We start from the raw sequence: 25,428 nt of genomic DNA on the forward strand, positions 1-25,428 counted from the left end.
GTGCGAATACAAGGCAAATTTCAAGCCAATAGCCATCTATTGGCGCAAAACTTTAACTCAGTAGTCGCGCCAAATAAACGAAAAGAGTTATGATGATTATGAATACAGGTTCTAACCTTTTCAGGCAGCCTGAAATGTTTTTAAAAGCGTTTCAGGCTGCCTGAAAACATATGGTCGTTATGATTTTATGATGAGCAAATTTTTTCTATTGCTGATTCGGTTTTACCAATTAGCCATCAGTCCGATGATTCCACCGCGTTGCCGTTATACGCCCACTTGTTCGCAATACGCGATTGAAGCGATTCGCAAATATGGCGCGTTGAAAGGCACTTGGTTAGCCACCAAACGCATTTGCCGTTGCCACCCATGGGGCGGACACGGCTACGACCCTGTTCCCTAATTGTTAAGGATAGTCTAAAAGATGAATTTAGAATTCAGAAGAATGCTGACTGCCATGGTTGTTTCCATGCTAATCATGCTGGGTTTTGAGCAGCTTTTCCCAAGCAAGCCACAAACAGCCGCGCAGCAACCGCAACAAGCAGCCGCAGCCACCACTCAAACGCCTTTGGGTGCAACCACGCCGATTAGCGTGGAAACCGATTTGGTTAAAGCCATTATTGATGAAAAAAGCGGCGATTTACGCAGCCTGACATTGAACACTTACAACGCAACTAATGACGTAACCAAACCGTTCACATTGTTCGCAGACGGCAAACCTTTAACCTATATCGCGCAATCTGAACTGACAGATGCCAACGGCAACAATCTGTTAGCCAACGCGCAATTCACTTCGCCACAAAAAGCCTATACGCTGAACGGCGACAAATTAGAAGTTCGCTTGAGCGCACAAGCCGCCAACGGTTTGCAAGTGGATAAAGTGTACACGTTTACCAAAAACAGCTATTTAGTGAACGTCCGTTTTGATGTGAAAAATGCAGGCAGCCAACCTGTGAAATTAGGCACATCATACAAAATCGTCCGCGACAACACTTCTCCTGAAGGCGAAGGCTGGTTCACGCACAGCTACAACGGTCCTGTGGTTTACACGCCTGACAGCGATGAATTTCAAAAAGTGGAATACAAAGCGTTGGATGAAGATTTCCAATCAGGCAAAAGCGAAGCAGATTACCAACGCAAAGCGTCTGGCGGTTATGTCGGCATGATTCAGCATTACTTTGTTTCTGCGTGGATTATGCAGCCTGAAAGCGTGTGCAGTAACGGTTCTTGTGTGGTGGACATCAAACGTCGCGCGGATAATTTGTACACTTCTGGCGTGAACACCGCCGCAGCCGATGTGCCAGCAGGCAGCAGCAAAACATTTGCCGCAAACTTGTACGCAGGTCCGCAAGTAACCAGCATTTTGAAAACCGTTGCGCCAAAATTTGAGCTGACTAAAGACTACGGTCGCGTGCATATTTTTGCATCGCCACTGTTTGCCTTGTTGAACTGGTTGCACGGTGTGATTGGCAACTGGGGCTGGGCGATTATTGTGCTGACTTTGATTGTGAAAGCGATTTTGTTCCCACTCAATCAAAAAGCCTACAAATCCATGGCGAAAATGCGTACCGTTGCTCCAAAAATGGAAGCCTTGAAAAAGCAATACGGCGAAGACCGCATGGGCTTGCAGCAAGCAATGATGAAATTATACAAAGACGAGCAAATCAACCCATTGGGCGGTTGCTTGCCGATGTTGGTGCAAATGCCGATTTTCATTGGCTTGTATTGGATGATTTTCCTGTCTGTGGAATTGCGTCAAGCCCCTTGGTTGGGTTGGATTACGGACTTGAGCCGTGCTGACCCATTCTATATTTTGCCGCTTTTGATGGCTGGCACAATGTATCTACAAACCAAAATGAGTCCACCACCAAGCGACCCAGCTCAGGCGCAAATGATGAAGATTATGCCGCTGATGTTCTCAGTGATGTTCTTCTTCTTCCCTGCAGGTTTGGTGTTGTATTACGTTGTCAATAACGTGCTGACGATGGCGCAACAGTGGTTGATTAACCGCCAAATTGATGCGGCAGCCGCACAGCCGAAAGTGGAAGTTTTGGATAAAGCTAAAAAATAACACGTTAAATAAAATGCAGCCTGAAAATATTTTCAGGCTGCATTTTTTATAGTTGATTAAAATAATAATGAGACAAGGCAACAATGCTCGCCGTGTACGATGAGTACATAAGAGCATTGGCAACGCCGTATCATTGCAATTTTAATCAACTATGTTTTCAGGCTGCATGAAAACTGTTTACAATATCCTTATTATGAAAACAAAAGCAACCATTCTTCAACGCATCAAAAAACGCCTACGCTATTTGTGTTATGGCGTTGGGTTGAGTGTGCTTGTTGTTTTCCTGTTGCAAAGCTGGTGTGCGTGGCAAGTATATTGCTATGCCCAAACGCTGCCAGAGCCTGTTCAACATGCCGATGCGGCTGTGGTTTTGGGAGCAGCGGCATGGGGGAACAATCCTTCACCTGTTTTCAAAGAGAGAATTAACCATGCACTCACGCTGTATCAAACGGGGCATGTGGATAAGTTGATTTTTACAGGCGGTACACCCAAAGAAGGTTATTTAACAGAAGCAGAAGTAGCGAGAAAATTCGCATTGAAACAAGGCGTGCCAGAACATGATATTGTTTTTGAGAACACGTCTAAAGATACGGTGCAAAACTTAGCTAACACCCGATTGCTGATGCAGCAACACAAAATCAACCACATCATTATTGTGAGCGACCCTTATCACATGGCGCGTGCGATGACGATTGCGCGAGATTTAGGTATCCGTGCCGAACCATCGCCCACTCCAACGAGCCGTTATTTAGCCGCGTCTGGCAAAGCACGTTGGAAATTTTTTCTACAAGAAAGTTATGGTTTGCTAGCTTATAAATTGCTGCGACTGGTTAATTAAAAAGCAGCCTGAAAAGTTTTCAGGCTGCTTTTTTATTTGCGTAACTCTTTGGGCAATACAAAGACAATGGTTTCTTCTTCGCCTTTGCCTTGTTGAATATCGTTAATGCCCCATGCTTGGATTTGTTTGATGACTGCTTGCACCAATACTTCAGGTGCACTTGCGCCAGCCGTCAAGCCAACTTTATTTTTGCCTTCAAACCATTCGCGTTGCAAAAACGAAGCATTGTCCACCATATAAGCGTCTGTGCCTAAACCAGCCGCCACTTCGCGCAAACGATTGCTATTGGAAGACGCAGGCGAACCGACCACAATCACAATATCGCATTCCGCCGCCAAATCTTTTACCGCTTTTTGGCGATTGGTTGTCGCGTAGCAAATATCTTCTTTGTGCGGATTTTTGATGTTGGGGAAACGCGCATTCAGGGCGGCGATGATGTCTTTCGTTTCATCAACAGATAAAGTCGTTTGGCTCACATACGCCAATTTATCAGGATTGTTTACGACCAGTTTCGCTACATCTTCAGGTTTCTCTACCAGCAACATTTCGCCATCAGGAAGTTGCCCCATTGTGCCTTCTACTTCAACGTGTCCTGCGTGTCCAATCATCACAATTTGATAATCTTGCTCGTCCAAACGCGCCACTTCTTTGTGGACTTTAGTAACGAGTGGACAAGTTGCGTCAAATACACGAAAACCACGCGCAGCAGCTTCGGCTTGCACGGCTTTACTCACTCCGTGCGCGGAATAAATCAGCGTTGCGCCTTCGGGAACGTCTGCCAAATCATCAATAAAAATTGCGCCTTTGTTGTGCAAGTTGTCCACCACAAATTTATTGTGGACAACTTCATGGCGGACGTAAATGGGTGCGCCAAATTCTTCTAATGCGCGTTCTACAATGGAAATGGCTCTGTCCACGCCAGCGCAGAAGCCGCGTGGGTTGGCTAAGGTAATGGTTTTTTGGGTCATATTATTTCTCTTTGAGATTCTCAGGCTGCCTGCTATTTTTCATTCGTTTTTTTGGCTAAAACGTGTTGGTAAACTTGCTGCACGGTTTCATCGTCATAACTTTTGCCAAAGCGTTTTTATAACCGAGTTCATATAATTTGATATGTCGAGCTTCAGGAATTTCCACGCTCACATTTTCCAAACACGATTTGGCGCAATGCAACTGGCAACCGTCAATCATCAACATTGGGCGACCTGATTGCGCTTTTTTCACAAGCGTTGGCACTTTGCCACCTACGCCCGAAATACACGACATTTCAAATTCGCCAGCGTGGTCAAGCGCAACGGCTGTATCGTTTGCCAACTGCGCCACATCAGAGCAGCCTGAACAAGAATAAATTAAAGGGCGAGTGCTGCGTTCATTCATGTGTGTTCCTTTTTTGTGCATTTTCAGGCAGCTTGAAAAATTAATTTTCGGTCTTTTTGTGTTTCATGCTATCGATAATCAATAATGCCGCGCCTACGCAAATAAAGCTGTCGGCAATATTAAAAGCAGGGTAGTAGTGGTTTTGCCAATAGAATAATAAGAAGTCCACCACTTGCCCGTGAACAAAACGGTCAATCACATTACCCATCGCGCCGCCGATGATACAAGCCGCCGCCCAGTTGCCCCATTTGCCAAATTCACCTTTCGCAATAGAACGCGCCAACCACGCGCTAATTGCAAATGCCAACACAACAAAAAAGTATTTTTGCCAACCATTGTGGTTCGCCAAAAAACTAAATGCCGCACCAGGGTTGTAAACCAAAGTTAAGTCGAAAAAATTTGGAATGATATTTAAGCGCTCCATGTATTCAAATTTTGCTAAAACTGACCATTTTGAAATTTGGTCGAGCGCAATCGCTAATAAAGAGAGTAACCAATAAGGTAAATATTTCATATATTCAAATAATCTATCAAATTAAAACGCACGATTGTACTACTATTCAGGCAGCCTGAAAAATAACTACTTGCCAAATAACAAAAAAATCCGCATAATGCGCGGCTTAATCAATGAAGTGCAGGTACAACCCCTGCACCCGCTTTAATAAGGAAACTCAAATGAAACAAGATATTCATCCAGATTACCACGAAGTACAAGTAACTTGCTCTTGCGGTAACACTTTCACTACTAAATCAGTAATGGCAAAAGAAAACTTCAATATTGAGGTTTGCTCACAATGCCACCCATTCTATACTGGTAAACAAAAAATTGTGGACACCGCTGGTCGCGTGGACAAATTCAACCAAAAATTTGGCAATATGTTCAAACGTTCAGTTTAATATTTGTCGATATAAAAGCAGCCTGAAAATATTTTCAGGCTGCTTTTTTGTTTGCTGTTGGTGATTTTTCCGAGTGTTTTTTTGAGCTGATTTAAAAAATAGAGCTGATTTAAGAAATATTGATGAATATTCGGTAAATTTTTTGGAGCATAGTTGAAGTTTGAGAGAGTTACGTACAGATTTTGTAAGAATTTTGTATAGGAAGCGTAAATTTGTATAAAATAAAAAATGTTAATAAACAGATACTTGATATTTTTTAGTGAGAAATTTTGAATTTTTTTGCGAATTAGGAGTTGACGATTTAGAGGTAGATGCGTATTATTCGGTTCTTCGCTGCTACGGCAACGAAGAAAAAGAAAAGAAGAACTACTGAATTATAGTGGATTTAGATTTCTGAGACAAGCTCTTTAACAGAACAGATTACCGATAAGTGTGAGTGCCTGATGGTCTCACACTGCGACAAAAACAGACAAGATTGTGATTAACTTTGGTTAGTTACTCTTTGTTGGTTTCTTTGAAGCAGACCAGAAGTTAAGTAAGTTAGAGATTGAACATAAGAGTTTGATCCTGGCTCAGATTGAACGCTGGCGGCATGCTTTACACATGCAAGTCGAACGGCAGCGAGGTAGTGCTTGCACTACTGTCGGCGAGTGGCGAACGGGTGAGTAATATATTGGAACGTACCGAGTAATGGGGGATAACTATCCGAAAGGATAGCTAATACCGCATACGACCTGAGGGTGAAAGTGGGGGATCTTCGGACCTCGCGTTATTCGAGCGGCCAATATCTGATTAGCTAGTTGGTGGGGTAAAGGCCCACCAAGGCGACGATCAGTAGCGGGTCTTAGAGGATGATCCGCCACACTGGGACTGAGACACGGCCCAGACTCCTACGGGAGGCAGCAGTGGGGAATTTTGGACAATGGGCGAAAGCCTGATCCAGCCATGCCGCGTGTCTGAAGAAGGCCTTCGGGTTGTAAAGGACTTTTGTTAGGGAAGAAAAGGTTGATGCTAATATCATTAACTGATGACGGTACCTAAAGAATAAGCACCGGCTAACTACGTGCCAGCAGCCGCGGTAATACGTAGGGTGCGAGCGTTAATCGGAATTACTGGGCGTAAAGCGAGCGCAGACGGTTAGTTAAGCAAGATGTGAAATCCCCGAGCTCAACTTGGGAACTGCGTTTTGAACTGGCTAGCTAGAGTGTGTCAGAGGGGGGTAGAATTCCACGTGTAGCAGTGAAATGCGTAGAGATGTGGAGGAATACCGATGGCGAAGGCAGCCCCCTGGGATAACACTGACGTTCATGCTCGAAAGCGTGGGTAGCAAACAGGATTAGATACCCTGGTAGTCCACGCCCTAAACGATGTCAATTAGCTGTTGGGCAACTTGATTGCTTAGTAGCGTAGCTAACGCGTGAAATTGACCGCCTGGGGAGTACGGTCGCAAGATTAAAACTCAAAGGAATTGACGGGGACCCGCACAAGCGGTGGATGATGTGGATTAATTCGATGCAACGCGAAGAACCTTACCTGGTCTTGACATGTACGGAATCTCCCAGAGACGGGAGAGTGCCTTCGGGAACCGTAACACAGGTGCTGCATGGCTGTCGTCAGCTCGTGTCGTGAGATGTTGGGTTAAGTCCCGCAACGAGCGCAACCCTTGTCATTAGTTGCCATCATTAAGTTGGGCACTCTAATGAGACTGCCGGTGACAAACCGGAGGAAGGTGGGGATGACGTCAAGTCCTCATGGCCCTTATGACCAGGGCTTCACACGTCATACAATGGTCGGTACAGAGGGTAGCCAAGCCGCGAGGTGGAGCCAATCCCAGAAAACCGATCGTAGTCCGGATTGCACTCTGCAACTCGAGTGCATGAAGTCGGAATCGCTAGTAATCGCAGGTCAGCATACTGCGGTGAATACGTTCCCGGGTCTTGTACACACCGCCCGTCACACCATGGGAGCGGGGGATACCAGAAGTAGGTAGGATAACCGTAAGGGGTCCGCTTACCACGGTATGCTTCGTGACTGGGGTGAAGTCGTAACAAGGTAGCCGTAGGGGAACCTGCGGCTGGATCACCTCCTTTCTAGAGAAAAGAAGAGGCGATTAGGTACTCACACTTATCGGTAAGCTGAAATAAAGATGCGACACATAGGGTTTGTAGCTCAGGTGGTTAGAGCACACGCTTGATAAGCGTGGGGTCGTAGGTTCAAGTCCTACCAGACCCACCAAGAGAATAAACTGAGTTAAATTAGAAGAAAAAGAAATCAATTTAATAGGTAAATACTGGGGGCATAGCTCAGTTGGTAGAGCACCTGCTTTGCAAGCAGGGGGTCATCGGTTCGATCCCGTTTGCCTCCACCAAGATTAAATAAAATGAAAAATTAGATTGCAAATTAAAGCAAGTTTAGATAAACTGGCGAGCTTACTTTAATTTGCGATATATTTTTATAAGCGAAAGCTGAGAAGAAGTATAATTAAACGCATCGATCTTTAACAAATTGGAAAGCCGAAATCAACAAACAAAGACAATGTTGTCGATTTGGTTTGGGATGCTGATGCAACAGTATTTCAGGCAGCCTGTAAAGGCAACAAATCGAATGACAAAATTTGGGTGATGATTGTATCAACTAACCTTGAATTCAAAAGGCAAGGTTAGTACACAACAAGCAGTAAGCTTTATCAAAGTAGAGAATCTAAGTTAGTCATGTAGTCAACGCACTGATTAACAAAGTCAGAAGGTTCTTCAAATGATAGAGTCAAGTGAATAAGTGCATCAGGTGGATGCCTTGGCGATGATAGGCGAAGAAGGACGTGTAAGCCTGCGAAAAGCACGGAGAAGCTGGCAAAAAAGCAATGATACCGTGATATCCGAATGGGGAAACCCACTGAGTAATCAGTATCCTAGTCTGAATACATAGGGCTAGAGAAGCGAACCTGGAGAACTGAACCATCTAAGTACCCAGAGGAAAAGAAATCAACCGAGATTCCGCAAGTAGTGGCGAGCGAACGCGGAAAAGCCTGTATATGATAGTTGTTGAGATAGAAGAAGGAATTGGAAACTTCCGCCATAGTGGGTGATAGCCCCGTATTTGAAATCTCAATGATGGTACTAAGTATACAAAAAGTAGGGCGGGACACGTGAAATCCTGTCTGAATATGGGGGGACCATCCTCCAAGGCTAAATACTCATCATCGACCGATAGTGAACCAGTACCGTGAGGGAAAGGCGAAAAGAACCCCGGGAGGGGAGTGAAATAGAACCTGAAACCTGATGCATACATACAGTGGGAGCATCTTTGTGGTGTGACTGCGTACCTTTTGTATAATGGGTCAACGACTTACATTCAGTAGCGAGCTTAACCGAGTAGGGGAGGCGTAGGGAAACCGAGTCTTAATAGGGCGACTAGTTGCTGGGTGTAGACCCGAAACCGAGTGATCTATCCATGGCCAGGATGAAGGTGCCGTAACAGGTACTGGAGGTCCGAACCCACGCATGTTGCAAAATGCGGGGATGAGCTGTGGATAGGGGTGAAAGGCTAAACAAACTCGGAGATAGCTGGTTCTCCCCGAAAACTATTTAGGTAGTGCCTCGAGATATGAGACTGATGGGGGTAAAGCACTGTTATGGCTAGGGGGTTATTGCAACTTACCAACCCATGGCAAACTAAGAATACCATCAAGTTGCTCCTCGGGAGACAGACATCGGGTGCTAACGTCCGGTGTCAAGAGGGAAACAACCCAGACCGCCAGCTAAGGTCCCAAATGATAGATTAAGTGGTAAACGAAGTGGGAAGGCACAGACAGCCAGGATGTTGGCTTAGAAGCAGCCATCATTTAAAGAAAGCGTAATAGCTCACTGGTCGAGTCTTCCTGCGCGGAAGATGTAACGGGGCTCAAATCTATAACCGAAGCTGCGGATGCGGTAATGCATGGTAGGGGAGCATTCTGTAAGCCTGCGAAGGTGACTTGTAAAGGTTGCTGGAGGTATCAGAAGTGCGAATGTTGACATGAGTAGCGATAAAGCGGGTGAAAAGCCCGCTCGCCGAAAGCCCAAGGTTTCCTACGCAACGTTCATCGGCGTAGGGTGAGTCGGTCCCTAAGGCAAGGCAGAGATGCGTAGTCGATGGGAAACAGGTTAATATTCCTGTACTTGATTCAAATGCGATGTGGGGACGGAGAAGGTTATGCTATCAATCTGTTGGATTAGATTGTTTAAGCAGGTAGGTAGAGGAAGTAGGTAAATCCGCTTCTTTAATACCGAGATGTGATGACGAGTGTCTACGGACATGAAGTAGTAAATACCACGCTTCCAGGAAAAGCCACTAAGCTTCAGTTTGAATTGAACCGTACCGCAAACCGACACAGGTGGGCAGGATGAGAATTCTAAGGCGCTTGAGAGAACTCGGGAGAAGGAACTCGGCAAATTGATACCGTAACTTCGGGAGAAGGTATGCCCTCTAAGGTGAAGGATTTACTCCGTAAGCCCCTGAGGGTCGCAGAGAATCGGTGGCTGCGACTGTTTATTAAAAACACAGCACTCTGCTAACACGAAAGTGGACGTATAGAGTGTGACGCCTGCCCGGTGCTGGAAGGTTAATTGAAGATGTGCAAGCATCGGATCGAAGCCCCAGTAAACGGCGGCCGTAACTATAACGGTCCTAAGGTAGCGAAATTCCTTGTCGGGTAAGTTCCGACCCGCACGAATGGCGTAACGATGGCCACACTGTCTCCTCCCGAGACTCAGCGAAGTTGAAATGGTTGTGAAGATGCAATCTCCCCGCTGCTAGACGGAAAGACCCCGTGAACCTTTACTGTAGCTTTGCATTGGACTTTGAAGTCACTTGTGTAGGATAGGTGGGAGGCTTTGAAGCAGAGACGCTAGTCTCTGTGGAGCCGTCCTTGAAATACCACCCTGGTGACTTTGAGGTTCTAACCCAGACCCGTTATCCGGGTCGGGGACCGTGCATGGTAGGCAGTTTGACTGGGGCGGTCTCCTCCCAAAGAGTAACGGAGGAGTTCGAAGGTTACCTAGGTCCGGTCGGAAATCGGACTGATAGTGCAATGGCAAAAGGTAGCTTAACTGCGAGACCGACAAGTCGAGCAGGTGCGAAAGCAGGACATAGTGATCCGGTGGTTCTGAATGGAAGGGCCATCGCTCAACGGATAAAAGGTACTCCGGGGATAACAGGCTGATTCCGCCCAAGAGTCCATATCGACGGCGGAGTTTGGCACCTCGATGTCGGCTCATCACATCCTGGGGCTGTAGTCGGTCCCAAGGGTATGGCTGTTCGCCATTTAAAGTGGTACGTGAGCTGGGTTTAAAACGTCGTGAGACAGTTTGGTCCCTATCTGCAGTGGGCGTTGGAAGTTTGAAGGGGGCTGCTCCTAGTACGAGAGGACCGGAGTGGACGAACCTCTGGTGTACCGGTTGTTTCGCCAGAAGCATAGCCGGGTAGCTAAGTTCGGAAGAGATAAGCGCTGAAAGCATCTAAGCGCGAAACTCGCCCAAAGATGAGACTTCCCTTGCGGTTTAACCGCACTAAAGAGTCGTTCTAGACCAGGACGTTGATAGGTTAGGTGTGGAAGAGTGGTAACACTTGAAGCTAACTAATACTAATTGCTCGTGAGGCTTGACTCTATCATTTGAAGAACTTTAAAATAAAACCTTTTAAAGTATCAAATATAAAGCTTACTGATAAATACAGTTCATCACCTAATAGTTGATTAAATAACGGCTTACCAATTTACAGTTTTTGTTTGGCGACCATAGCGGTTTGGTCCCACTCCTTCCCATTTCGAACAGGACAGTGAAACAAACCAGCGCCGATGATAGTATAGTCCCTATGCGAAAGTAGGTCATCGCCAAACTATTTATTCTAAACCCTCTGCTAGTTATTAGTAGAGGGTTTTATCTATCTATAAGCTATATGAAAAATTGGTGGTGTCCTGAAAAGTGTGCTGTAAAACTAAACAATGCCAAAGTGAATATCAAAGAAAGCTAAATCAAAAACTTTCTTGTGATAAAACATACTTTTAGAAAAACAACACGTTTTTCTAACCGCTCGCCTTACTTTGTGCCGTAAACGACAGTTATTACCCTCAATGCCAACTGTGTGTTGCTTACCAACTAGATGCCATTCTTCATTTGAAAAGACATTTAAAAATGCAGCCCAGTCGTCGGTCGCAATTCTGTCATAGGTTACACGCAACTCTTTCAAACGCCGTTTGAGTGCTCGCGCTGTTGCTAAATCGCGCTTACCCCAAACGTAAGCGACAATTTCGCCACTTTCTCTGTGATAGGCATAGACTAGCCACACTTTATTAGACTTGTTACCGACAAATGTCCAAAACTCGTCTATTTCAAGTGTAGGGTAATGTTTTTGTTTAGGAAATGGCTCAAACTCATGGCGTTTTAAGGCAGCCTGAACTTTGTCTTTGCTGTAACCCGTAATTGCTGCAATATCGCGAATGCCACAACCTCTAACGGTCATTCTCCAAACCTGTTCATCAGCTTTGGAATGACAACCCTTATAGGTAAGGTTATGGTCGCCAATAAAATTACGGCAGCAATCTTTACAAAAATACTTTTGTTTACGATTGCCAAAGTAGCCATTTTTCTTTATATTTTGTCCTTGGCAGCGAGGACAAATTAGAGTTATTTCTGTTTTCACACACTCAAATATACTCTGTTTTCGCTGCTTTTTTATTGCTTATTTTTTACAGCACACTTTTCAGGACACCACCGAAAAATTATTACTGTTAATTGTTAAAAATAAGTAATATAATTCCTGCGTTTTTAACGCACACTCACAAATCATCATGGATACACAACAAAAATCACTGTTTGAGTGTTGGTTCAAGCTATCAGAGAATCACACCAATGTCCGCACAGAAATTTTGGCAGGTTTTACTACCTTCCTAACGATGTGCTACATTATCATCGTCAATCCCTCGGTACTATCGCTTACAGGCATGGACTTTGGCGCAGTATTTGCAGCAACGTGCATTTCATCTGCTATTGGGTGCTTTATTATGGGTGCATTAGCTAATTATCCAATCGCGTTAGCTCCAGGTATGGGACTAAATGCCTATTTTACATTCAGTGTTGTCAAGGGGATGGGTGTACCTTGGCAAGTCGCATTAGCAGCCGTCTTCGTATCAGGCTGCATTTTTATTGTCTTCAGCACATTCAAAGTACGAGAGATGCTGGTAAACGCCTTGCCCATGAGCCTGAAAATGGCGATTGCTTCGGGTATCGGTTTATTTCTCGCATTGATTGCACTAAAAGGTTCAGGTGTAGTCGTTGCCAACGAAGCTACTCTATTGACAATGGGTGATTTTTTCGTTATCAAAGATGGCGTGAAATCAGTCAATTTCCCTGTAGTACTAGCATTGTCAGGATTATTTTTAACCATTACGCTAGATTACTACCATATTCGGGGTGCAATTATTATCAGTATTTTCACAATCACATTATGCGCATGGCGTTTAGGTTTAACAGAAATTACCCATGTTGCCGACAGTATTCCCAGCTTGCAACCCACATTCATGCAAATGGATTTTAACGGTTTATTCCAAGGAGGCATGGTTGCAGCTATTTTCGTTTTCTTCTTGGTAGACTTATTTGACAGCACAGGTACACTAGTTGGCGTTACCCATCGTGCAGGGCTTCTAGATGAAAAAGGACATTTACCACGTTTAAAAAATGCCCTTTTCGCTGATAGTATTGCCATCGTAGCAGGTGCAGGTTTAGGCACATCATCTACAACGCCTTACATTGAAAGTGCTTCAGGCGTAGCAGCAGGTGGACGAACAGGTTTAACCGCCATCACAGTAGGCGTGTTAATGCTCGCATGTTTATGGTTATCACCACTTGCAAAAGCCGTGCCATCGTTCGCTACTGCTCCAGCCTTGTTATACATCGGCGTACAAATGATGCGTTCTGCGATTGAAATCGACTGGAAAGACATCACAGAAGCCGCCCCAGCATTTTTAACGATTGCATTTATGCCATTTACGTATTCTATTGCAGACGGAATCGCAATTGGCTTTATCAGTTATGCAGCGATTAAATTATTGTGCAACCGTGCCAAAGACGTTCCTGTAATGGTTTGGTTTGTTGCGTTAGCATGGTTAGCAAAATTCTGGTTCTTAGGCGCATAATTACATTACAATACCGTTTCATAAATTTGAAACGGTATTTTGTTTTCAGGCTGCGTATGATTGCAGCCTGAAAAAGTAAACATAAAGAAGGAAGATAATTATGTCTCAACTAGAAAAAATCTTAGCGCATAATCAAGAGTTTGTAGAATCAAGAAAATACGAACCCTTTGTAGCCAACAAATATCCCGATAGAAAACTCGCAATCGTGTCTTGTATGGATACCCGAATGACAACGCTGCTGCCTGCTGCTTTAGGTTTACAAAATGGCGATGCGAAAATGGTGAAATGCGCAGGTGCATTGATTACTCACCCATTCGGCGCGGTTATGCGTTCTTTGCTGGTCAGCGTTTTTGATTTACAAGTAGAAGAAATTATTGTGGTAGGACACTACGACTGCGGCATGCGCGGTTTTGATGCAGACAGTTTTCTACAAAAAGCCCATGCAGCAGGCATTCCACAAGAACGAATCGACATGCTCACCAGTGCAGGGATTAATTTAAGAGAATGGCTCAAAGGCTTTGATGATGTAGAAGACAGCATTCGCCACACCGTCAAATCCATTCGCCAGCACCCATTAATGCCAGCCCATATTCCCGTACACGGCTTAGTTATTGAACCCAAAACAGGCAAATTAACTTTAATAGAACAAGATGGCAAAAAATGAAAAAAATAGGATTATTTGGCGGCAGCTTCAACCCCATTCACAACGGACATCTGCACATCGCTCGCGCCTTTGCTGACGAACTCAAATTAAACACAGTCGTTTTTCTACCAACAGGCGCCCCTTATCACAAAAGCAGCACACAAGTTGCAGGCGAACACCGCCTAGCTATGGTAGAACTTGCCATTGAAGACGAACCCCGTTTCGCCGCCAGTGATTTAGACCTTGTCCGCAAAGGAGCAACCTACACCATTGAAACCATACAAATTTTTAAACAACACTATCCCAATCATCAAATTTGGTGGCTTATGGGCATGGACAGCCTTTTGCAACTACACACATGGAAAAATTGGCAAAGCCTCGTCCGCCAAACCAACATTGCCGTAGCGGCACGAGCAGGGCAGACTCTCAATCAAGCACCCGAAGAATTGCAAGAATGGCTGGGTGAAGCATTAGAAAAAGGTAGCCTGAAAATCCTGTCTGCCCCCATTTGCGACATCAGTTCCACAGAAATTCGCGAAGAACTGCATCAAGACAAAATACTTTCCCAAATGCAGCCTGAAAAAGTATCCGCATACATCAGGAAGCACAATTTATACCTATAGTTAATAAAAAAGCAGCCTGAAAAATATTTTCAGGCTGCTTTCTAATGGTGATTACTTAATTTCATTCGCATAACGTTGCAACAATTCTTTGAATGCCGCGCCAGTCTCAGGGTGTTTCAAACCGTAAGCCAAAGTAGCTTCCAAATACCCCAATTTGCTACCGCAATCGTAACGAGTACCTGCGAATGGTAATGCCAAAACTGGTTCATATTCTACTAATCTCGCAATTGCGTCAGTCAGTTGAATTTCGTTGCCTGCGCCACGACCAGTATTGCGCAACAAATCAAAAATGCGTGGAGTCAAAACATAACGACCCACAACCGCTAAGTTTGACGGTGCTTCTTCAGGTTTTGGTTTTTCCACAATGCTGCGGATACGTTGCAGATTTTGCCATTGCAAAGTTTCCACAATGCCATAAGAGCCTGTTTGCGACGGGTCTACAGTTTGCACGCCCAACACGCTGCTGCCCAGTTGGTTATACACATCAATCATTTGCGACAACGCACCTTTAGGCGCATCAATCAAATCGTCTGCCAAGATTACGGCGAATGGTTCATTGCCTACAGCCGCTTGAGCACACAAAACCGCATGACCCAAACCCAATGCTTCAGCTTGGCGAATATACAAGCAAGTTACGCCTTGTGGCAAGATATTTTGCACGCTTTCCAACAATTTGTCTTTTTGGCGCAAGTGCAATTCAGTTTCCAATTCATAGGCCTTGTCGAAGTGGTCTTCAATGCTGCGTTTGCTGCGACCTGTTACGAAAATGATTTCGGTGCAACCTGCTTCAACGGCTTCTTCAACCGCATATTGAATCAAAGGTTTATCCACGATTGGCAACATTTCTTTTGGGCTAGCTTTTGTGGCTGGCAAGAAACGAGTACCCATGCCCGCAACAGGGAACACAGCTTTACGAATTTTTTGAGTATGGAACATCATTTTTATCACTCTCTTTGTAATGAAAAGTTTTCAGGCTGCAAATTAAGGTTTCACGTTTGGACGTGCATTCGGATTACTTGGCACGTAACGTCTCGCACCAAACGCGTAAGGATTATTCAATGATTGGAAACCGACCGCTTTAGTTTCTTCAGTTTCCGTTGAAGAAGCATCAGCGACAGGCTCGTGATGAATAGCTTGTTCTACCATTTGCGGCTCTGGCTGGGCTTCAGCTACTGTATTCACTTGCTCAACTGTGTTTTCAGGCTGCGATACGGTTTGTGCAACTTGTTCCGTTTCTTCTTCCTCGTCGTCCTCATTTTCATCATCGTCTGCATTGGTGCTGCTCATAAATGCGCTCAACATATTCACCAATTGGGCAACATCTTCGTTGTTCATTGGCAAAGCAGAATTGATGTCGATGTCTTCATTATCTTCTTCGTGTTCAGCAACCCATTCGTTTTCCCCTGGCTGATGTTGATGATGAACCACGTTTTCAGGCTGCGAAACAGGTGCATGTACAGGTTCTGCGATAGGTGCTACAACAGGTGTAATCACTGGCGCAGCAGCAACACCGTGTCTAGCATAATGTTTCACCAACGCTTTAAACGCTTCCGAAGTTTCCGCGTGTTTCAAACCAAAGGCTACAGTCGCTTCCAAATAGCCCAATTTGCTGCCACAGTCAAAACGCTTGCCGATGAAATTTTGTGCCAACACAGGCTCGTATTCCAACAATTTTGCAATCGCGTCAGTCAGTTGAATTTCGCCACCTGCACCGCGACCAATCATGCGCAACAAATCAAAAATGCGCGGCGTCAAAATATAACGACCGACTACCGCTAAACTAGACACCGTGTCCGTTGGTTTCGGTTTTTCCACAATGTGATGAATACGTTGCAGTTTTTGCCATTGCAGCGTTTCCACAATACCGTATTGCTCGGTCAATTCATGTGGAATCACTTGCGTACCAATCACGCTGCTGCCCACTTGGTTATACGTTTCCAATAATTGCGACAACGCGCCTTGCGGTGCGTCAATCAAATCGTCTGCCAAAATCACAGCAAACGGCTCGTTACCAATCGCAGGTTCAGCGCACAAAATCGCGTGTCCCAAGTCCAACGCTTCGGCTTGACGAATAAATGTGCAAGTTGTGTTAGCAGGGATAATATTTTGAATTTGCGTCAATAATTTATCTTTTTGGCGCAAATGTAATTCGGTTTCTAGCTCGTATGCTTTATCAAAATGGTCTTCAATCGTGCGTTTACTACGACCTGTGATAAACACCAATTCGGTGCAACCAGCCGCAATCGCTTCTTCTACTGCATACTGAATGAGCGGTTTATCCACAATCGGCAGCATTTCTTTCGGGCTGGCTTTAGTGGCAGGCAAAAAACGCGTACCCATGCCAGCAACAGGGAAAACAGCCTTGCGGATTTTAGTGTGGGACATCATTATGTTCCATCGCTCCATTAAATTAAATTTGACTTGAAAAATGTTCGTATTATAAACGACATACCCCCAGTCGGTAAGGTAAAATAGCGGTTTTCTAGTTCAAGCAGCCTGAAAGCTGTTTTTTGTATCACAATGACGACACACGCCAAACATATTGCCACTCGTTCCATCAATTCTCACGTTCAGGCTGCGTTGCAACACGCAGGCACAGACCCCTTGCTCGCGCAACTTTACGCCGCCCGAAACGTGCAACAAGCCGATGAATTGGACAACAGTTTGGCGCAACTGATACCGTATGCCCAATTAACCAACTGCCAAGCCGCCGCCACACGTTTGGCAGACGCAATTGAACGCCGCGAAAAAATGCTGATTATTGCAGACTACGATGCAGACGGCGCAACCGCCTGTTCAGTCGGCATGAAAGGCTTGGCGGCCATGGGTGCGAATGTCGATTTTTTCGTGCCAAACCGCTTTGAACACGGCTACGGCTTAACGCCCGAATTGGCAGACATCGCCCACGAAAAACACATGCAGTTAATTATCACCGTAGACAACGGCATTTCCAGCGTGGAAGGTGTTGCGCGAGCCAAAGAGTTGGGCATTGACACGATTGTTACCGACCACCACAGCGCAGGCGACCGCGTTCCCGATTGTATTATCGTGAACCCCAACCAACGCGGTTGCACGTTCCCAAGCAAAAGTTTGGCTGGTGTGGGCGTAATATTTTATGTGCTGATTGCTCTCCGCGCCGAATTACGCACTCGACACTATTTTTCAGGCAGCCTGAAAGAACCCAAATTAGATGAATTGCTGGATTTAGTTGCTTTGGGGACAGTGGCGGACGTTGTGCCGCTAGACCACAACAATCGCATTCTGGTTTCACAAGGCTTGAAACGCATTCGCGCAGGCAAAATGTCCAACGGCATTCGCGCGCTGTTTGAAATTGCACGGCGTGACCCACGCAAAGCGCAGCCCTTTGATATGGGCTTCGGATTAGGTCCACGCGTGAACGCCGCAGGGCGGTTGGACGATATGAGCATGGGCATTGCCTGTTTGTTGGCAAACGATTTGGAACAAGCGCAAACAATTGCAAGCGATTTGAACACCTTAAACCGTGAACGACAAGAAATCGAACATGGTATTTTGCAAGACGTGTTGGCGATGTGTCCCGAAACGCTGCCTGAAAACCAAACCACGCTGTCGGTTTATCACGAAGGTTTTCATCAAGGCGTAGTTGGGATTGTAGCAGGGCGTTTGAAAGAACGATTTTACCGACCTGTGTTTGTGTTTGCCCCATCAGGCGATGGAGAAATTCGCGGTTCAGGGCGTTCAATTACAGGCATTCATTTGCGCGATGTGTTGGACGTGGTGTCCAAGCGTTGTCCCGATATGATTATTAAATTTGGCGGACACGCGATGGCGGCTGGCTTAACGTTGCGAGAAGAGAGATTTGCTGAGTTTTCACAAGTGCTGGAAGATGTGGTGCGCGGTTTGGCGGAGCAAGATGAAGATTTGTTGTCGCAAACGTATCTCACAGACGGCAGCCTGAAAACGGCAGATTTAACGATTGAACGAGCGCATTTGCTCAATAATCAGGTTTGGGGACAAGGTTTCCCACCGCCCAGTTTTGCAGACGTATTCCGCGTGGTGCGCCAGCAACCCATGGGAACGGACAAGCAACACGTTAAAGCATGGGTAGAAAAAGACGGTAGCGTATTTGAAGCCATGTTTTGGCGATTCAATCAAATGCTGCCTGAAAATGTGCGCTTGGTGTATCGCCCAATTGTGAATGAATGGCGCGGTAATGAAGAATTGCAGTTGTATGTGGATTACTGGGAAGCTGTTTAAAATTAGAATATTGCAGCCTGAAAACTGTTTCAGGCTGCGTGAAGAATATAAAAAGTACAAGGAAATAATCATGTTAAATATTCGCCGCATGAACGACCATGAAGACTATGAATTAGAGATTTATTTAATGCGACATGGTCAAACACAATTCAACGTAGAAGGTCGTATTCAAGGCTGGTGCGATTCGCCTCTAACTGATGCAGGGCGTTTGGAAGTGGCAAAAGCAGGCAAACGCGTGGCAGATTTGAAAATCAAATTTGATGCCGCGTTCAGCAGCACCTTGCACCGCACCGTAGAAACTGCGCACTTGATGCTGTATTGCGCAGGTCAATCCGATTTGCCTGTTACGCAATTAGAAGATTTGCGTGAATACCATTTTGGTGGTTTTGAAGGCGAATTGTCGGACGAATTGCATCAAGTAGTTGCCGAAACGCGCGGTTTTGCCAGCAAAGAAGAATGGTTAGAAGCCTATCGCCATGCCAGCTACAATATTTTTGTGGAAACCGTTGCGCGTTTAGACCCAAACGAAACTGCAGAAAACGAAGCCGATTTCTTGGCACGTTTGCGCTGCGGTTTGTTCCAAGCGATTGCCGAATCCCCACAAGACCGCAACGCGCGTGTGTTAATCGTGTCGCATGGCATGAGCATTACCGCGCTGCTCAAAAGCATTGACCCCACTTGTACCTTATACAAAAGCGTACCCAACGCCTGCATTGTGCGTTTGCGTTACACCATGTCCAAAGGTTTGGAACTGATTAGCATCGGCGACCAAGGTCTGCTCACAAGCAAAGACCGCCCGAAAAAACAACCGATTACCAACGTAGCTAAAGGTTTGGGTTATCGCCGTTAAACAAGACAAGAATGGAGAACGCGATGAACGTAAAGCAAAGTATTATTGAGCAAGCGCAACTCAAAGGCTCGCAAATCACGCCCTTGCGCGAACAAGTGTTGGACATTGTGTTGCAACTGGACGGCGTGATTAAAGCCTACACCGTGTTGGCGCAAATGCAGCGCGTGAGTGAAGCCGTAGTCGCGCCGCCGACCGCGTACCGCGCGTTGGATTTTTGGGCTGAACAAGGCGTATTGCATAAAATCCCAGCTGTGAACGGTTACATTTTGTGCAGCCATGCGCGACACGAATGTGGCGGACATTGCCACGAAGCGCACGAACACCACAGCAGCAGTTTTATTCTGGTGTGTACCGAATGCGGCGCAGTGGACGAGCAAAGTTTAAACAAAGAATGGTCAGCATTACGCGCTGGTGTGGAAAAATCAGGATTTGTGTTGAATGAAGAACACGTGGTTTTGACGGGCATGTGCAGCAAATGCCGTAAGTAATTTTTCAGGCTGCGTTTATTTGTAGGCTGGGTCGCGACCCAGCAAAAAATCTTTTCAGGCTGCCAATAAATGCAGCCTGAAAACCCATTTCACTTTTTTGAAACAACATCATGCAAACACCCACAAAAATTCATCTCTTCACGGGCTTTCTTGGCACAGGCAAAACAACAGCCATTCGCAGCCTAATTGCCCAAAAGCCCAGCCACGAAAAATGGCTGCTGATTGTGAACGAATTTGGCGAAGTCGGCATTGATGGCGCGGTGCTATCAAACAACGGCATTCCCGTTACCGAATTAACAGGCGGTTGCCTGTGTTGCAGCGCAGGCGCGGAGGTGGGCGATACCATGCGCCAAGTGTTAGCCGAATTTCAACCGACACGCATTTTGATTGAAGCGAGCGGTTTGGCACATGCTGCTGGTGTGATTGATGAACTGAAAACGCCCGAGTTCGCACAAAAATTAGAAATCGCCGCTGCGTTCACATTGATTGACCCACGCCACTTTGCAGACGACAATTATTTTCGCAACCCTTTGTATTATGACCAAATTGGCGTGAGTGATGTGTTAGTCGCCAGCAAAATTGATTTGTGCAACGCAGAAGACTTGGCGCATTTTCGTGAACGTGCGACGAATTTGTTTCCGCCCAAAGCTTTGGTGGTGGAAACGGATAACGCCGCAATGCAACTGAGTTGGTTGGACACGGAAGTGGTGGCGAAATCACGTTATCGCTTGAAAACGCAGCCTGAAAACACGTTGGACTTTCAATCGCAAGGGTTTTCATTTGCGGCTGAATGCCAGTTTGATGTAGACAAGATTTCGCAGTTTTTTCAGCAGTTGCCGAATTTGGCGGACGGTTTGGTTCGTGCAAAAGGGGTGTTCCAGGTGGACGGCACTTGGGTGTGGTTGAATTGGTCTGACGGGCATTGGGGTGCAACGCAGGTGGCTTGGCGGCGCGATAATCGTTTTGAATTGATTGCGAAATCGTTTGATGTTGATGAAATTGAACGGTGTTTGCGGTTGGCTTTTCAGGCTGCGTGAAGATTGTAGGCTTGGTTTTAACCCAGCAAAATCATTAGGTTAATTTTAGAAAGCAGCCTGAAAAATAAGGAAGGAAGTTTGATGAATCGTTTTTATCCCTATCCCTTGATTGCGCGAGAAGGTTGGTGCGCGATTGGGGTGTTGATGGCGTTGAGCGCGTGTTCGGCGTATGCAGGTGGGCGTTGGACGTGGTGGCTGCTGGGTGCAACAGCGTTGGCAGCGTATCTGTTCCGCGATAGCGTCCGCAATATCCCGATGGACGATGATGTTGTGTTGTGTCCGTCTGACGGGCGCGTGGTGTTGGTGGAAAAGGCGACTGACCCTGTGCAAAATGTAGATGCGCTAAAAATCAGTATTTACACGGGATTTTTTCGTGGTTATGCGGTGCGTTCGCCTGCGCGTGGGCGTTGGGTTCAGGCGGATTTGGTGGGCGGAAAGCATTGTTGGGCATGGCGCGACAAGGCTGGTTTGCTGAATCGGCGTTATGTTCTGCAGTTGCAAACGGACGCTGGCGTGCGGCTGACGATGGTGCAATCGTGCGGTAAGTTGGCGCGTGATGTGCAAAATATTGCGGTGGCAAATGAAACGGTGGTACGCGGCGAACGCTTGGGGTTTACGACGTTGGGTGGGCGTGTTGATGTGTATTTGCCGATTGATGTTGTGCCGAATGTGGCGATTGGGGATAGAGTGAAAGCGAGTTCAACTGTGTTGGCACGTTTGGCTCAGGAAAATGCAGCCTGAAAAAGTTTTCAGGCTGCGATAGATTAAGGTTGTGGATATGTCGCATAGAAAACGTGTTGCTAGAAAACTGGTTCGCCATCCTTTTTGGCAGGCGGACAAGCCTTATTTGCATGACCATACCATTACGGACGCTCGGTTTAGAAAACTGGGCTATATGATGGCTTTTTGCGCTGGCGCGATTAACGCTGGCGGTTTTTTTGCAGTGGCGAGTTATACATCTCACGTTTCGGGGACGCTTTCGCGTGTGGCGGATAGTGTGGCGATGGGCGATTGGAAAATGGCGGTTTCTGCGCTGCTGGGGGCGTTGAGTTTTTTGTTTGGTGCGATTTTGGCGAGCTTTTCTATTTTGTGGGGGCAACGTCATCATTTTCGTAGTTGCTACGGTTTGGCGATGTGGGCGGAAGCTGGTTTTTTGCTGCTGTTTAGCATATTTGGAGTGGCTTTAACGCGATTTGGTGCGGCGATGATTGCGCCTACTTTTATGTTGCTGTGCTTTATCATGGGTATGCACAATACGGTGATGAGTGTGCTGTCGGGCGGTGCAGTGCGCTCTACGCACATGACGGGTTCAACGACTGATTTGGGAATTGAGTTGTCGCGGGCGTTGTATTACAGCAAGAGCAGTAATCCGAAATTGCCTGATGTGAAAGTAAATCGCCCGAAAATATTATTGTTGGCTGGGACGATTATCAATTTTGTGTTGGGTGGGATTGCTGGGGCGTATGGTTATAATCGGTTTGGTTATTATTTTACGTTGCCTGTTTCGGGGATGTTGTTTATTTTGGGTGTGGGGTCTGTGGGTTATGATGTGAAAATCCGCATGAAATGGTGGCTGATTAACAAGATTCGTGAGCGCGAGAGAGCTAAAAGAAAAGCGGCGCATGAGAAGAAAGAATAAGTTTCAGGCTGTCTGAAAATATAAAAAAAGCACTTCGTAATGAAGTGCTTTTTTGTATGAGTAAAACGTAAAAATTAACGTTTTGAGAATTGTTTTGCACGACGTGCCTTGCGCAAACCTGGTTTTTTACGTTCAACTTCACGAGCATCGCGAGTAACGAAACCTGCTTGAGACAACACTGATTTCAAAGCTGCATCGTAATCAACCAATGCACGAGTGATACCGTGACGAACTGCGCCTGATTGACCAGTTTCACCGCCGCCTACTACGTTTACTTTGATATCAAAAGATTCTAAGTTTTCAGTCAAAGCCAATGGCTGACGAACAACCATGCGGCTAGTTTCGCGTGAGAAAAATTCATCAACTGGACGACCGTTTACGATGATTTGACCTGTGCCTCTTTGCAAGAACACCCGAGCTACTGAGCTTTTACGGCGACCTGTGCCGTAGTAATATTTACCGTTCATTATTCCGTGTCCTTATTAAATATCCAAAACTTTAGGTTGTTGTGCAGCGTGTTGGTGTTCAGCACCTGCGTAAACTTTCAGTTTTTTAATCATTGCATAGCCCAAAGGACCTTTTGGCAACATACCTTTTACGGCTGTTTCCAATGCGCGACCTGGGAATTTGTCTTGCATTTCGCGGAATGTACGCTCGTAGATACCACCTGGGAAACCAGAGTGACGGTAGTATTTTTTGCCTTCAAATTTGTTACCTGTTACACGCAATTTGTCTGCGTTGATAACGATGATGTAATCACCAGTATCTACGTGAGGTGTGTATTCAGGTTTGTGTTTGCCACGCAAGCGGCTGGCAACTTCGGCTGCTACTCGACCCAACACTTTATCTGTTGCATCGATTACAAACCATTCGCGTTGCACTTCGTGCGGTTTCGCTGAAAAGGTTTTCATGGGATTAAGTCCAATATAAATATAATAATAGAAACCGCTAATTTTAGGGGAATTATTGGTTTGTGTCAATCGCTATTTCGCTTAAAACTTACCCTTTAAATTCTAAAAAATCGTTCACGCCATTTTCGCAACGGATGAGTTTTTTCTCTAGCGTGTTTTGCAATAACGCGTCGTTTTGGGGTAGGGCGGCGCGTTCGGCTTCGTTGTGCCACAGATGGTAGGCGATGCCTGCAAATTTGAGATTGCGACGTTGGCAGCCTGAATGATACAAGCGTGCGACAAATTCGCTGTCTTCGCGTCCCCAGCCGATGAAATCGTTGTTGAAGCCGTTGATTTCTAGTGCGTCTTCGCGGAAGAAACCCATGTTGCAGCTTTTGATGGATTTGTGGCTTTGGCTTTTTTTGTTCCAAATTTGGCGGCTTAAAATGGGACAGCGTACGGCAGACAGGCGTTTTCCTATGCCGTCGTGCCATGGTTTGATGCTTTCTGTTTTTTCAGGCTGCGTGAGAATAGCTTGGGTTTTCTCTTGGGTGAGTAAAACGCGTGAGCCTTGAATCAGGGTGTTTTTTTGCGCGGCTTGTATGTGGTCTTCTATAAAGTGTTTTTCTAATAGCATGTCGCCATCGATGATGACGATGTATTCGGATTTTGCGGTGGCTAGGGCGCGGTTGCGACTTTGGGCGGCGCGGAAGCCGTTGTCTTCTTGCCAGATGTGTTGCACGGGAATGGGGGATTTTTGGGCAAATTGGGCGATGGTATCAGCGGTGTCTTGGCGTGAACCGTCATCGGCAATGAGGATTTCTTGGGGTAATTGGGTTTGGGTTAATACGGAATTGAGGACTTTCTGTAGTGCGTCTGGGCGGTTGTAGGTGGTGATGATTAGGGATACTTTCAGACTGCGATTGCGTTCGTTGAGTTTGGCGTATTTGTAATACGAACCTGCGGCTTGGGATAGGGAGATGGTTAAGCCGTCTGCGCCGTGTTGGTAGCCGCGTTTGAATAGGTAGCTTTTGATGAAAGCGGCTGTGCCATGCAATAGGGCGGACGGGGCGGACGTGCGTTTTTGGTGGGCAAACTGGTCGGCAAATAGGCTGCTGTATTGTTGCATTTTGCGGATAAGGTCGTCTGCGCTATCAAAAGAATAGTGTTTCAGGCTGCCTGTTAGGGTTTTGTTTACTGTGTTTTCAGGCTGCATGATGGATTCGTGGACGGCTCGGTCTGTGAATTGGGTGTGGGCGCGGTTGTATAGGCGTGGAATGATGTCGGGTGACCAGCCGCAGCCTGAAATAGGTTGGCTTCGGTAGTGGTTGGTGCGGGAAATGGAGTAGAGTGTGTTGGATTGGGATAGGTCTGCTCGGGCGATGGCGTTGAGTAGCTCGGGTGTGATGACTTCGTCGCTGTCAATGCTGAATATCCAGTCGTTTTTGGCGAGTGCGCTGGCGCGGTTTTTCATGTTGCCGAAGCCGTCAAATTCTGGGTGGCTGTGGTAGGCAACATTGGGGTATTTTTGGGCGATGTTTGGGGTTTGGTCGGTTGAGCCGTTGTCTAGCAAGATGACTTCGCTAAATGGGGTGAGTGATTGCAGCACTTGGTCTAAGTGGCGTTCTGCGTTTTTGGCTAGGATAACGGCGGAAATGGGTAGGGGTGTATTCAT

At 46.1% G+C, this 25,428-nt stretch carries 21 protein-coding genes, 2 tRNA genes, 3 rRNA genes and 1 pseudogene; 18 read left to right on the forward strand and 9 right to left on the reverse strand.

The genetic code is table 11. The annotated features are described in order from the left end of the window. Positions 1-187: 187 nt before the first annotated feature. The 3 genes from yidD (at position 188) to QEO93_RS08850 (ending at position 2,906) form a co-directional block, all read left to right on the forward strand. Positions 188-400 carry a membrane protein insertion efficiency factor YidD gene (gene yidD / locus QEO93_RS08840; RefSeq protein WP_179184637.1) on the forward strand — a complete coding sequence of 71 codons (213 nt, stop codon included), beginning with the start codon at positions 188-190 and terminating at the stop codon, positions 398-400. Positions 401-421: 21 nt separating this feature from the next. Continuing rightward, complete coding sequence (gene yidC, locus QEO93_RS08845) at positions 422-2,068, forward strand: membrane protein insertase YidC (RefSeq protein ID WP_032136349.1); 1,647 nt, start codon at positions 422-424, stop codon at positions 2,066-2,068. Positions 2,069-2,261: 193 nt separating this feature from the next. Then, the gene (locus QEO93_RS08850) at positions 2,262-2,906 is read left to right on the forward strand and encodes a YdcF family protein (protein ID WP_032136348.1); all 645 of its coding nucleotides are present in this window, start codon (positions 2,262-2,264) and stop codon (positions 2,904-2,906) included. A gap of 32 nt (positions 2,907-2,938) precedes the next feature. Here QEO93_RS08850 and ispH read toward each other — a convergent pair whose 3' ends face one another. The 3 genes from ispH to lspA are packed head-to-tail and all read right to left on the reverse strand — an operon-like array spanning position 2,939 to position 4,794. Beyond that, positions 2,939-3,874 carry a 4-hydroxy-3-methylbut-2-enyl diphosphate reductase gene (gene ispH, locus QEO93_RS08855; RefSeq protein WP_032136347.1) on the reverse strand — a complete coding sequence of 312 codons (936 nt, stop codon included), beginning with the start codon at positions 3,872-3,874 and terminating at the stop codon, positions 2,939-2,941. A gap of 55 nt (positions 3,875-3,929) precedes the next feature. After that, positions 3,930-4,280: a putative zinc-binding protein gene (locus QEO93_RS08860; RefSeq protein WP_245190610.1), complete on the reverse strand. Its 351-nt coding sequence runs from the start codon at positions 4,278-4,280 to the stop codon at positions 3,930-3,932. A gap of 40 nt (positions 4,281-4,320) precedes the next feature. Next, positions 4,321-4,794, reverse strand: coding sequence for a signal peptidase II (lspA, locus tag QEO93_RS08865; RefSeq protein WP_032136346.1), 474 nt, complete (start codon positions 4,792-4,794; stop codon positions 4,321-4,323). 161 nt (positions 4,795-4,955) lie between these two features. On the opposite strand from lspA, the gene rpmE reads away from it, so the two are divergent. The 6 genes from rpmE (at position 4,956) to rrf (ending at position 11,052) form a co-directional block, all read left to right on the forward strand. Then, complete coding sequence (rpmE, locus tag QEO93_RS08870) at positions 4,956-5,177, forward strand: 50S ribosomal protein L31 (RefSeq protein WP_032136345.1); 222 nt, start codon at positions 4,956-4,958, stop codon at positions 5,175-5,177. 549 nt (positions 5,178-5,726) lie between these two features. Further along, positions 5,727-7,267 (forward strand): 16S ribosomal RNA (locus QEO93_RS08875). 68 nt (positions 7,268-7,335) lie between these two features. Further along, positions 7,336-7,412, forward strand: a tRNA-Ile gene (locus QEO93_RS08880). Between the two features lie 57 nt (positions 7,413-7,469). Next, positions 7,470-7,545, forward strand: a tRNA-Ala gene (locus QEO93_RS08885). 393 nt (positions 7,546-7,938) lie between these two features. Then, a 23S ribosomal RNA gene (locus QEO93_RS08890) occupies positions 7,939-10,822 on the forward strand. A gap of 118 nt (positions 10,823-10,940) precedes the next feature. Then, positions 10,941-11,052: ribosomal RNA gene (rrf, locus tag QEO93_RS08895) — 5S ribosomal RNA — on the forward strand. Together the 16S, 23S and 5S rRNA genes with 2 tRNA genes alongside form the textbook arrangement of a ribosomal RNA operon. Positions 11,053-11,150: 98 nt before the next feature. On the opposite strand, the gene QEO93_RS08900 is transcribed toward rrf, so the two are convergent. Then, positions 11,151-11,855 (reverse strand): IS1 family transposase, encoded by a 705-nt coding sequence (locus QEO93_RS08900; RefSeq protein ID WP_284627575.1) that lies wholly within the window; start codon positions 11,853-11,855, stop codon positions 11,151-11,153. 148 nt (positions 11,856-12,003) lie between these two features. On the opposite strand from QEO93_RS08900, the gene QEO93_RS08905 reads away from it, so the two are divergent. The 3 genes from QEO93_RS08905 to nadD all read left to right on the forward strand — a co-directional run bounded on the left by QEO93_RS08905 (position 12,004) and on the right by nadD (position 14,613). Further along, a complete protein-coding gene (locus QEO93_RS08905; protein WP_032136973.1) occupies positions 12,004-13,347 on the forward strand; it encodes an NCS2 family permease in 1,344 nt (447 codons plus the stop codon). A gap of 100 nt (positions 13,348-13,447) precedes the next feature. Next, positions 13,448-14,011: a beta-class carbonic anhydrase gene (locus QEO93_RS08910; protein ID WP_032136974.1), complete on the forward strand. Its 564-nt coding sequence runs from the start codon at positions 13,448-13,450 to the stop codon at positions 14,009-14,011. Beyond that, a complete protein-coding gene (gene nadD, locus QEO93_RS08915; RefSeq protein ID WP_032136975.1) occupies positions 14,008-14,613 on the forward strand; it encodes a nicotinate (nicotinamide) nucleotide adenylyltransferase in 606 nt (201 codons plus the stop codon). The genes QEO93_RS08910 and nadD overlap by 4 nt, the downstream gene beginning before the upstream one ends. Positions 14,614-14,664: 51 nt before the next feature. Here the strand turns inward: nadD and galU (QEO93_RS08920) are convergent, their stop codons facing one another. Both galU (QEO93_RS08920) and galU (QEO93_RS08925) read right to left on the reverse strand, forming a co-directional pair. Beyond that, the gene (gene galU, locus QEO93_RS08920; protein ID WP_032136996.1) at positions 14,665-15,549 is read right to left on the reverse strand and encodes a UTP--glucose-1-phosphate uridylyltransferase GalU; all 885 of its coding nucleotides are present in this window, start codon (positions 15,547-15,549) and stop codon (positions 14,665-14,667) included. A gap of 585 nt (positions 15,550-16,134) precedes the next feature. Continuing rightward, positions 16,135-16,998 (reverse strand): annotated as a pseudogene (gene galU / locus QEO93_RS08925) (UTP--glucose-1-phosphate uridylyltransferase GalU); the annotation flags it as partial. Between the two features lie 135 nt (positions 16,999-17,133). On the opposite strand from galU (QEO93_RS08925), the gene recJ reads away from it, so the two are divergent. The 6 genes from recJ to QEO93_RS08955 all read left to right on the forward strand — a co-directional run bounded on the left by recJ (position 17,134) and on the right by QEO93_RS08955 (position 22,863). Continuing rightward, positions 17,134-18,849: a single-stranded-DNA-specific exonuclease RecJ gene (gene recJ / locus QEO93_RS08930; protein WP_032136976.1), complete on the forward strand. Its 1,716-nt coding sequence runs from the start codon at positions 17,134-17,136 to the stop codon at positions 18,847-18,849. Positions 18,850-18,919: 70 nt separating this feature from the next. Continuing rightward, a complete protein-coding gene (locus QEO93_RS08935) occupies positions 18,920-19,699 on the forward strand; it encodes a histidine phosphatase family protein (protein WP_245190638.1) in 780 nt (259 codons plus the stop codon). 23 nt (positions 19,700-19,722) lie between these two features. Beyond that, on the forward strand, positions 19,723-20,187 hold the full coding sequence (locus tag QEO93_RS08940) for a Fur family transcriptional regulator (protein WP_032136999.1): 465 nt from the start codon (positions 19,723-19,725) through the stop codon (positions 20,185-20,187). Positions 20,188-20,297: 110 nt separating this feature from the next. Beyond that, positions 20,298-21,224 carry a CobW family GTP-binding protein gene (locus tag QEO93_RS08945; RefSeq protein ID WP_032136977.1) on the forward strand — a complete coding sequence of 309 codons (927 nt, stop codon included), beginning with the start codon at positions 20,298-20,300 and terminating at the stop codon, positions 21,222-21,224. 81 nt (positions 21,225-21,305) lie between these two features. After that, entirely contained in the window at positions 21,306-21,965 is a 660-nt protein-coding gene (locus QEO93_RS08950; protein ID WP_044250141.1) for a phosphatidylserine decarboxylase, read from the forward strand. Positions 21,966-22,002: 37 nt separating this feature from the next. Next, positions 22,003-22,863 carry a YoaK family protein gene (locus tag QEO93_RS08955; protein WP_032136978.1) on the forward strand — a complete coding sequence of 287 codons (861 nt, stop codon included), beginning with the start codon at positions 22,003-22,005 and terminating at the stop codon, positions 22,861-22,863. A gap of 74 nt (positions 22,864-22,937) precedes the next feature. On the opposite strand, the gene rpsI is transcribed toward QEO93_RS08955, so the two are convergent. The 3 genes from rpsI to QEO93_RS08970 form a co-directional block, all read right to left on the reverse strand. Continuing rightward, a complete protein-coding gene (rpsI, locus tag QEO93_RS08960) occupies positions 22,938-23,330 on the reverse strand; it encodes a 30S ribosomal protein S9 (RefSeq protein ID WP_032136979.1) in 393 nt (130 codons plus the stop codon). A 15-nt stretch (positions 23,331-23,345) separates the two neighbouring features. Next, positions 23,346-23,774 carry a 50S ribosomal protein L13 gene (gene rplM, locus QEO93_RS08965; protein WP_032137001.1) on the reverse strand — a complete coding sequence of 143 codons (429 nt, stop codon included), beginning with the start codon at positions 23,772-23,774 and terminating at the stop codon, positions 23,346-23,348. 88 nt (positions 23,775-23,862) lie between these two features. After that, positions 23,863-25,428 (reverse strand): glycosyltransferase family 2 protein, encoded by a 1,566-nt coding sequence (locus tag QEO93_RS08970; RefSeq protein ID WP_032136980.1) that lies wholly within the window; start codon positions 25,426-25,428, stop codon positions 23,863-23,865.

It is taken from the genome of Kingella negevensis (assembly GCF_030177895.1).
GTDB classification, from domain to species: Bacteria; Pseudomonadota; Gammaproteobacteria; order Burkholderiales; family Neisseriaceae; genus Kingella_C; species Kingella_C negevensis.

Coding starts and splice junctions, on each gene's coding strand:
- QEO93_RS08850 (WP_032136348.1), top strand. CDS start 2,262: ATGAAAACAAAAGCAACCATTCTTCAACGCATCAAAAAACGCCTACGC.
- QEO93_RS08940 (WP_032136999.1), top strand. CDS start 19,723: ATGAACGTAAAGCAAAGTATTATTGAGCAAGCGCAACTCAAAGGCTCG.
- nadD (WP_032136975.1), top strand. CDS start 14,008: ATGAAAAAAATAGGATTATTTGGCGGCAGCTTCAACCCCATTCACAAC.
- QEO93_RS08935 (WP_245190638.1), top strand. CDS start 18,920: ATGTTAAATATTCGCCGCATGAACGACCATGAAGACTATGAATTAGAG.
- QEO93_RS08905 (WP_032136973.1), top strand. CDS start 12,004: ATGGATACACAACAAAAATCACTGTTTGAGTGTTGGTTCAAGCTATCA.
- yidC (WP_032136349.1), top strand. CDS start 422: ATGAATTTAGAATTCAGAAGAATGCTGACTGCCATGGTTGTTTCCATG.
- galU (WP_032136996.1), bottom strand. CDS start 15,549: ATGTTCCATACTCAAAAAATTCGTAAAGCTGTGTTCCCTGTTGCGGGC.
- QEO93_RS08945 (WP_032136977.1), top strand. CDS start 20,298: ATGCAAACACCCACAAAAATTCATCTCTTCACGGGCTTTCTTGGCACA.
- QEO93_RS08860 (WP_245190610.1), bottom strand. CDS start 4,280: ATGAATGAACGCAGCACTCGCCCTTTAATTTATTCTTGTTCAGGCTGC.
- QEO93_RS08950 (WP_044250141.1), top strand. CDS start 21,306: ATGAATCGTTTTTATCCCTATCCCTTGATTGCGCGAGAAGGTTGGTGC.
- ispH (WP_032136347.1), bottom strand. CDS start 3,874: ATGACCCAAAAAACCATTACCTTAGCCAACCCACGCGGCTTCTGCGCT.
- yidD (WP_179184637.1), top strand. CDS start 188: ATGATGAGCAAATTTTTTCTATTGCTGATTCGGTTTTACCAATTAGCC.
- rpmE (WP_032136345.1), top strand. CDS start 4,956: ATGAAACAAGATATTCATCCAGATTACCACGAAGTACAAGTAACTTGC.
- QEO93_RS08910 (WP_032136974.1), top strand. CDS start 13,448: ATGTCTCAACTAGAAAAAATCTTAGCGCATAATCAAGAGTTTGTAGAA.
- recJ (WP_032136976.1), top strand. CDS start 17,134: ATGACGACACACGCCAAACATATTGCCACTCGTTCCATCAATTCTCAC.
- QEO93_RS08955 (WP_032136978.1), top strand. CDS start 22,003: ATGTCGCATAGAAAACGTGTTGCTAGAAAACTGGTTCGCCATCCTTTT.
- QEO93_RS08970 (WP_032136980.1), bottom strand. CDS start 25,428: ATGAATACACCCCTACCCATTTCCGCCGTTATCCTAGCCAAAAACGCA.
- rpsI (WP_032136979.1), bottom strand. CDS start 23,330: ATGAACGGTAAATATTACTACGGCACAGGTCGCCGTAAAAGCTCAGTA.
- rplM (WP_032137001.1), bottom strand. CDS start 23,774: ATGAAAACCTTTTCAGCGAAACCGCACGAAGTGCAACGCGAATGGTTT.
- lspA (WP_032136346.1), bottom strand. CDS start 4,794: ATGAAATATTTACCTTATTGGTTACTCTCTTTATTAGCGATTGCGCTC.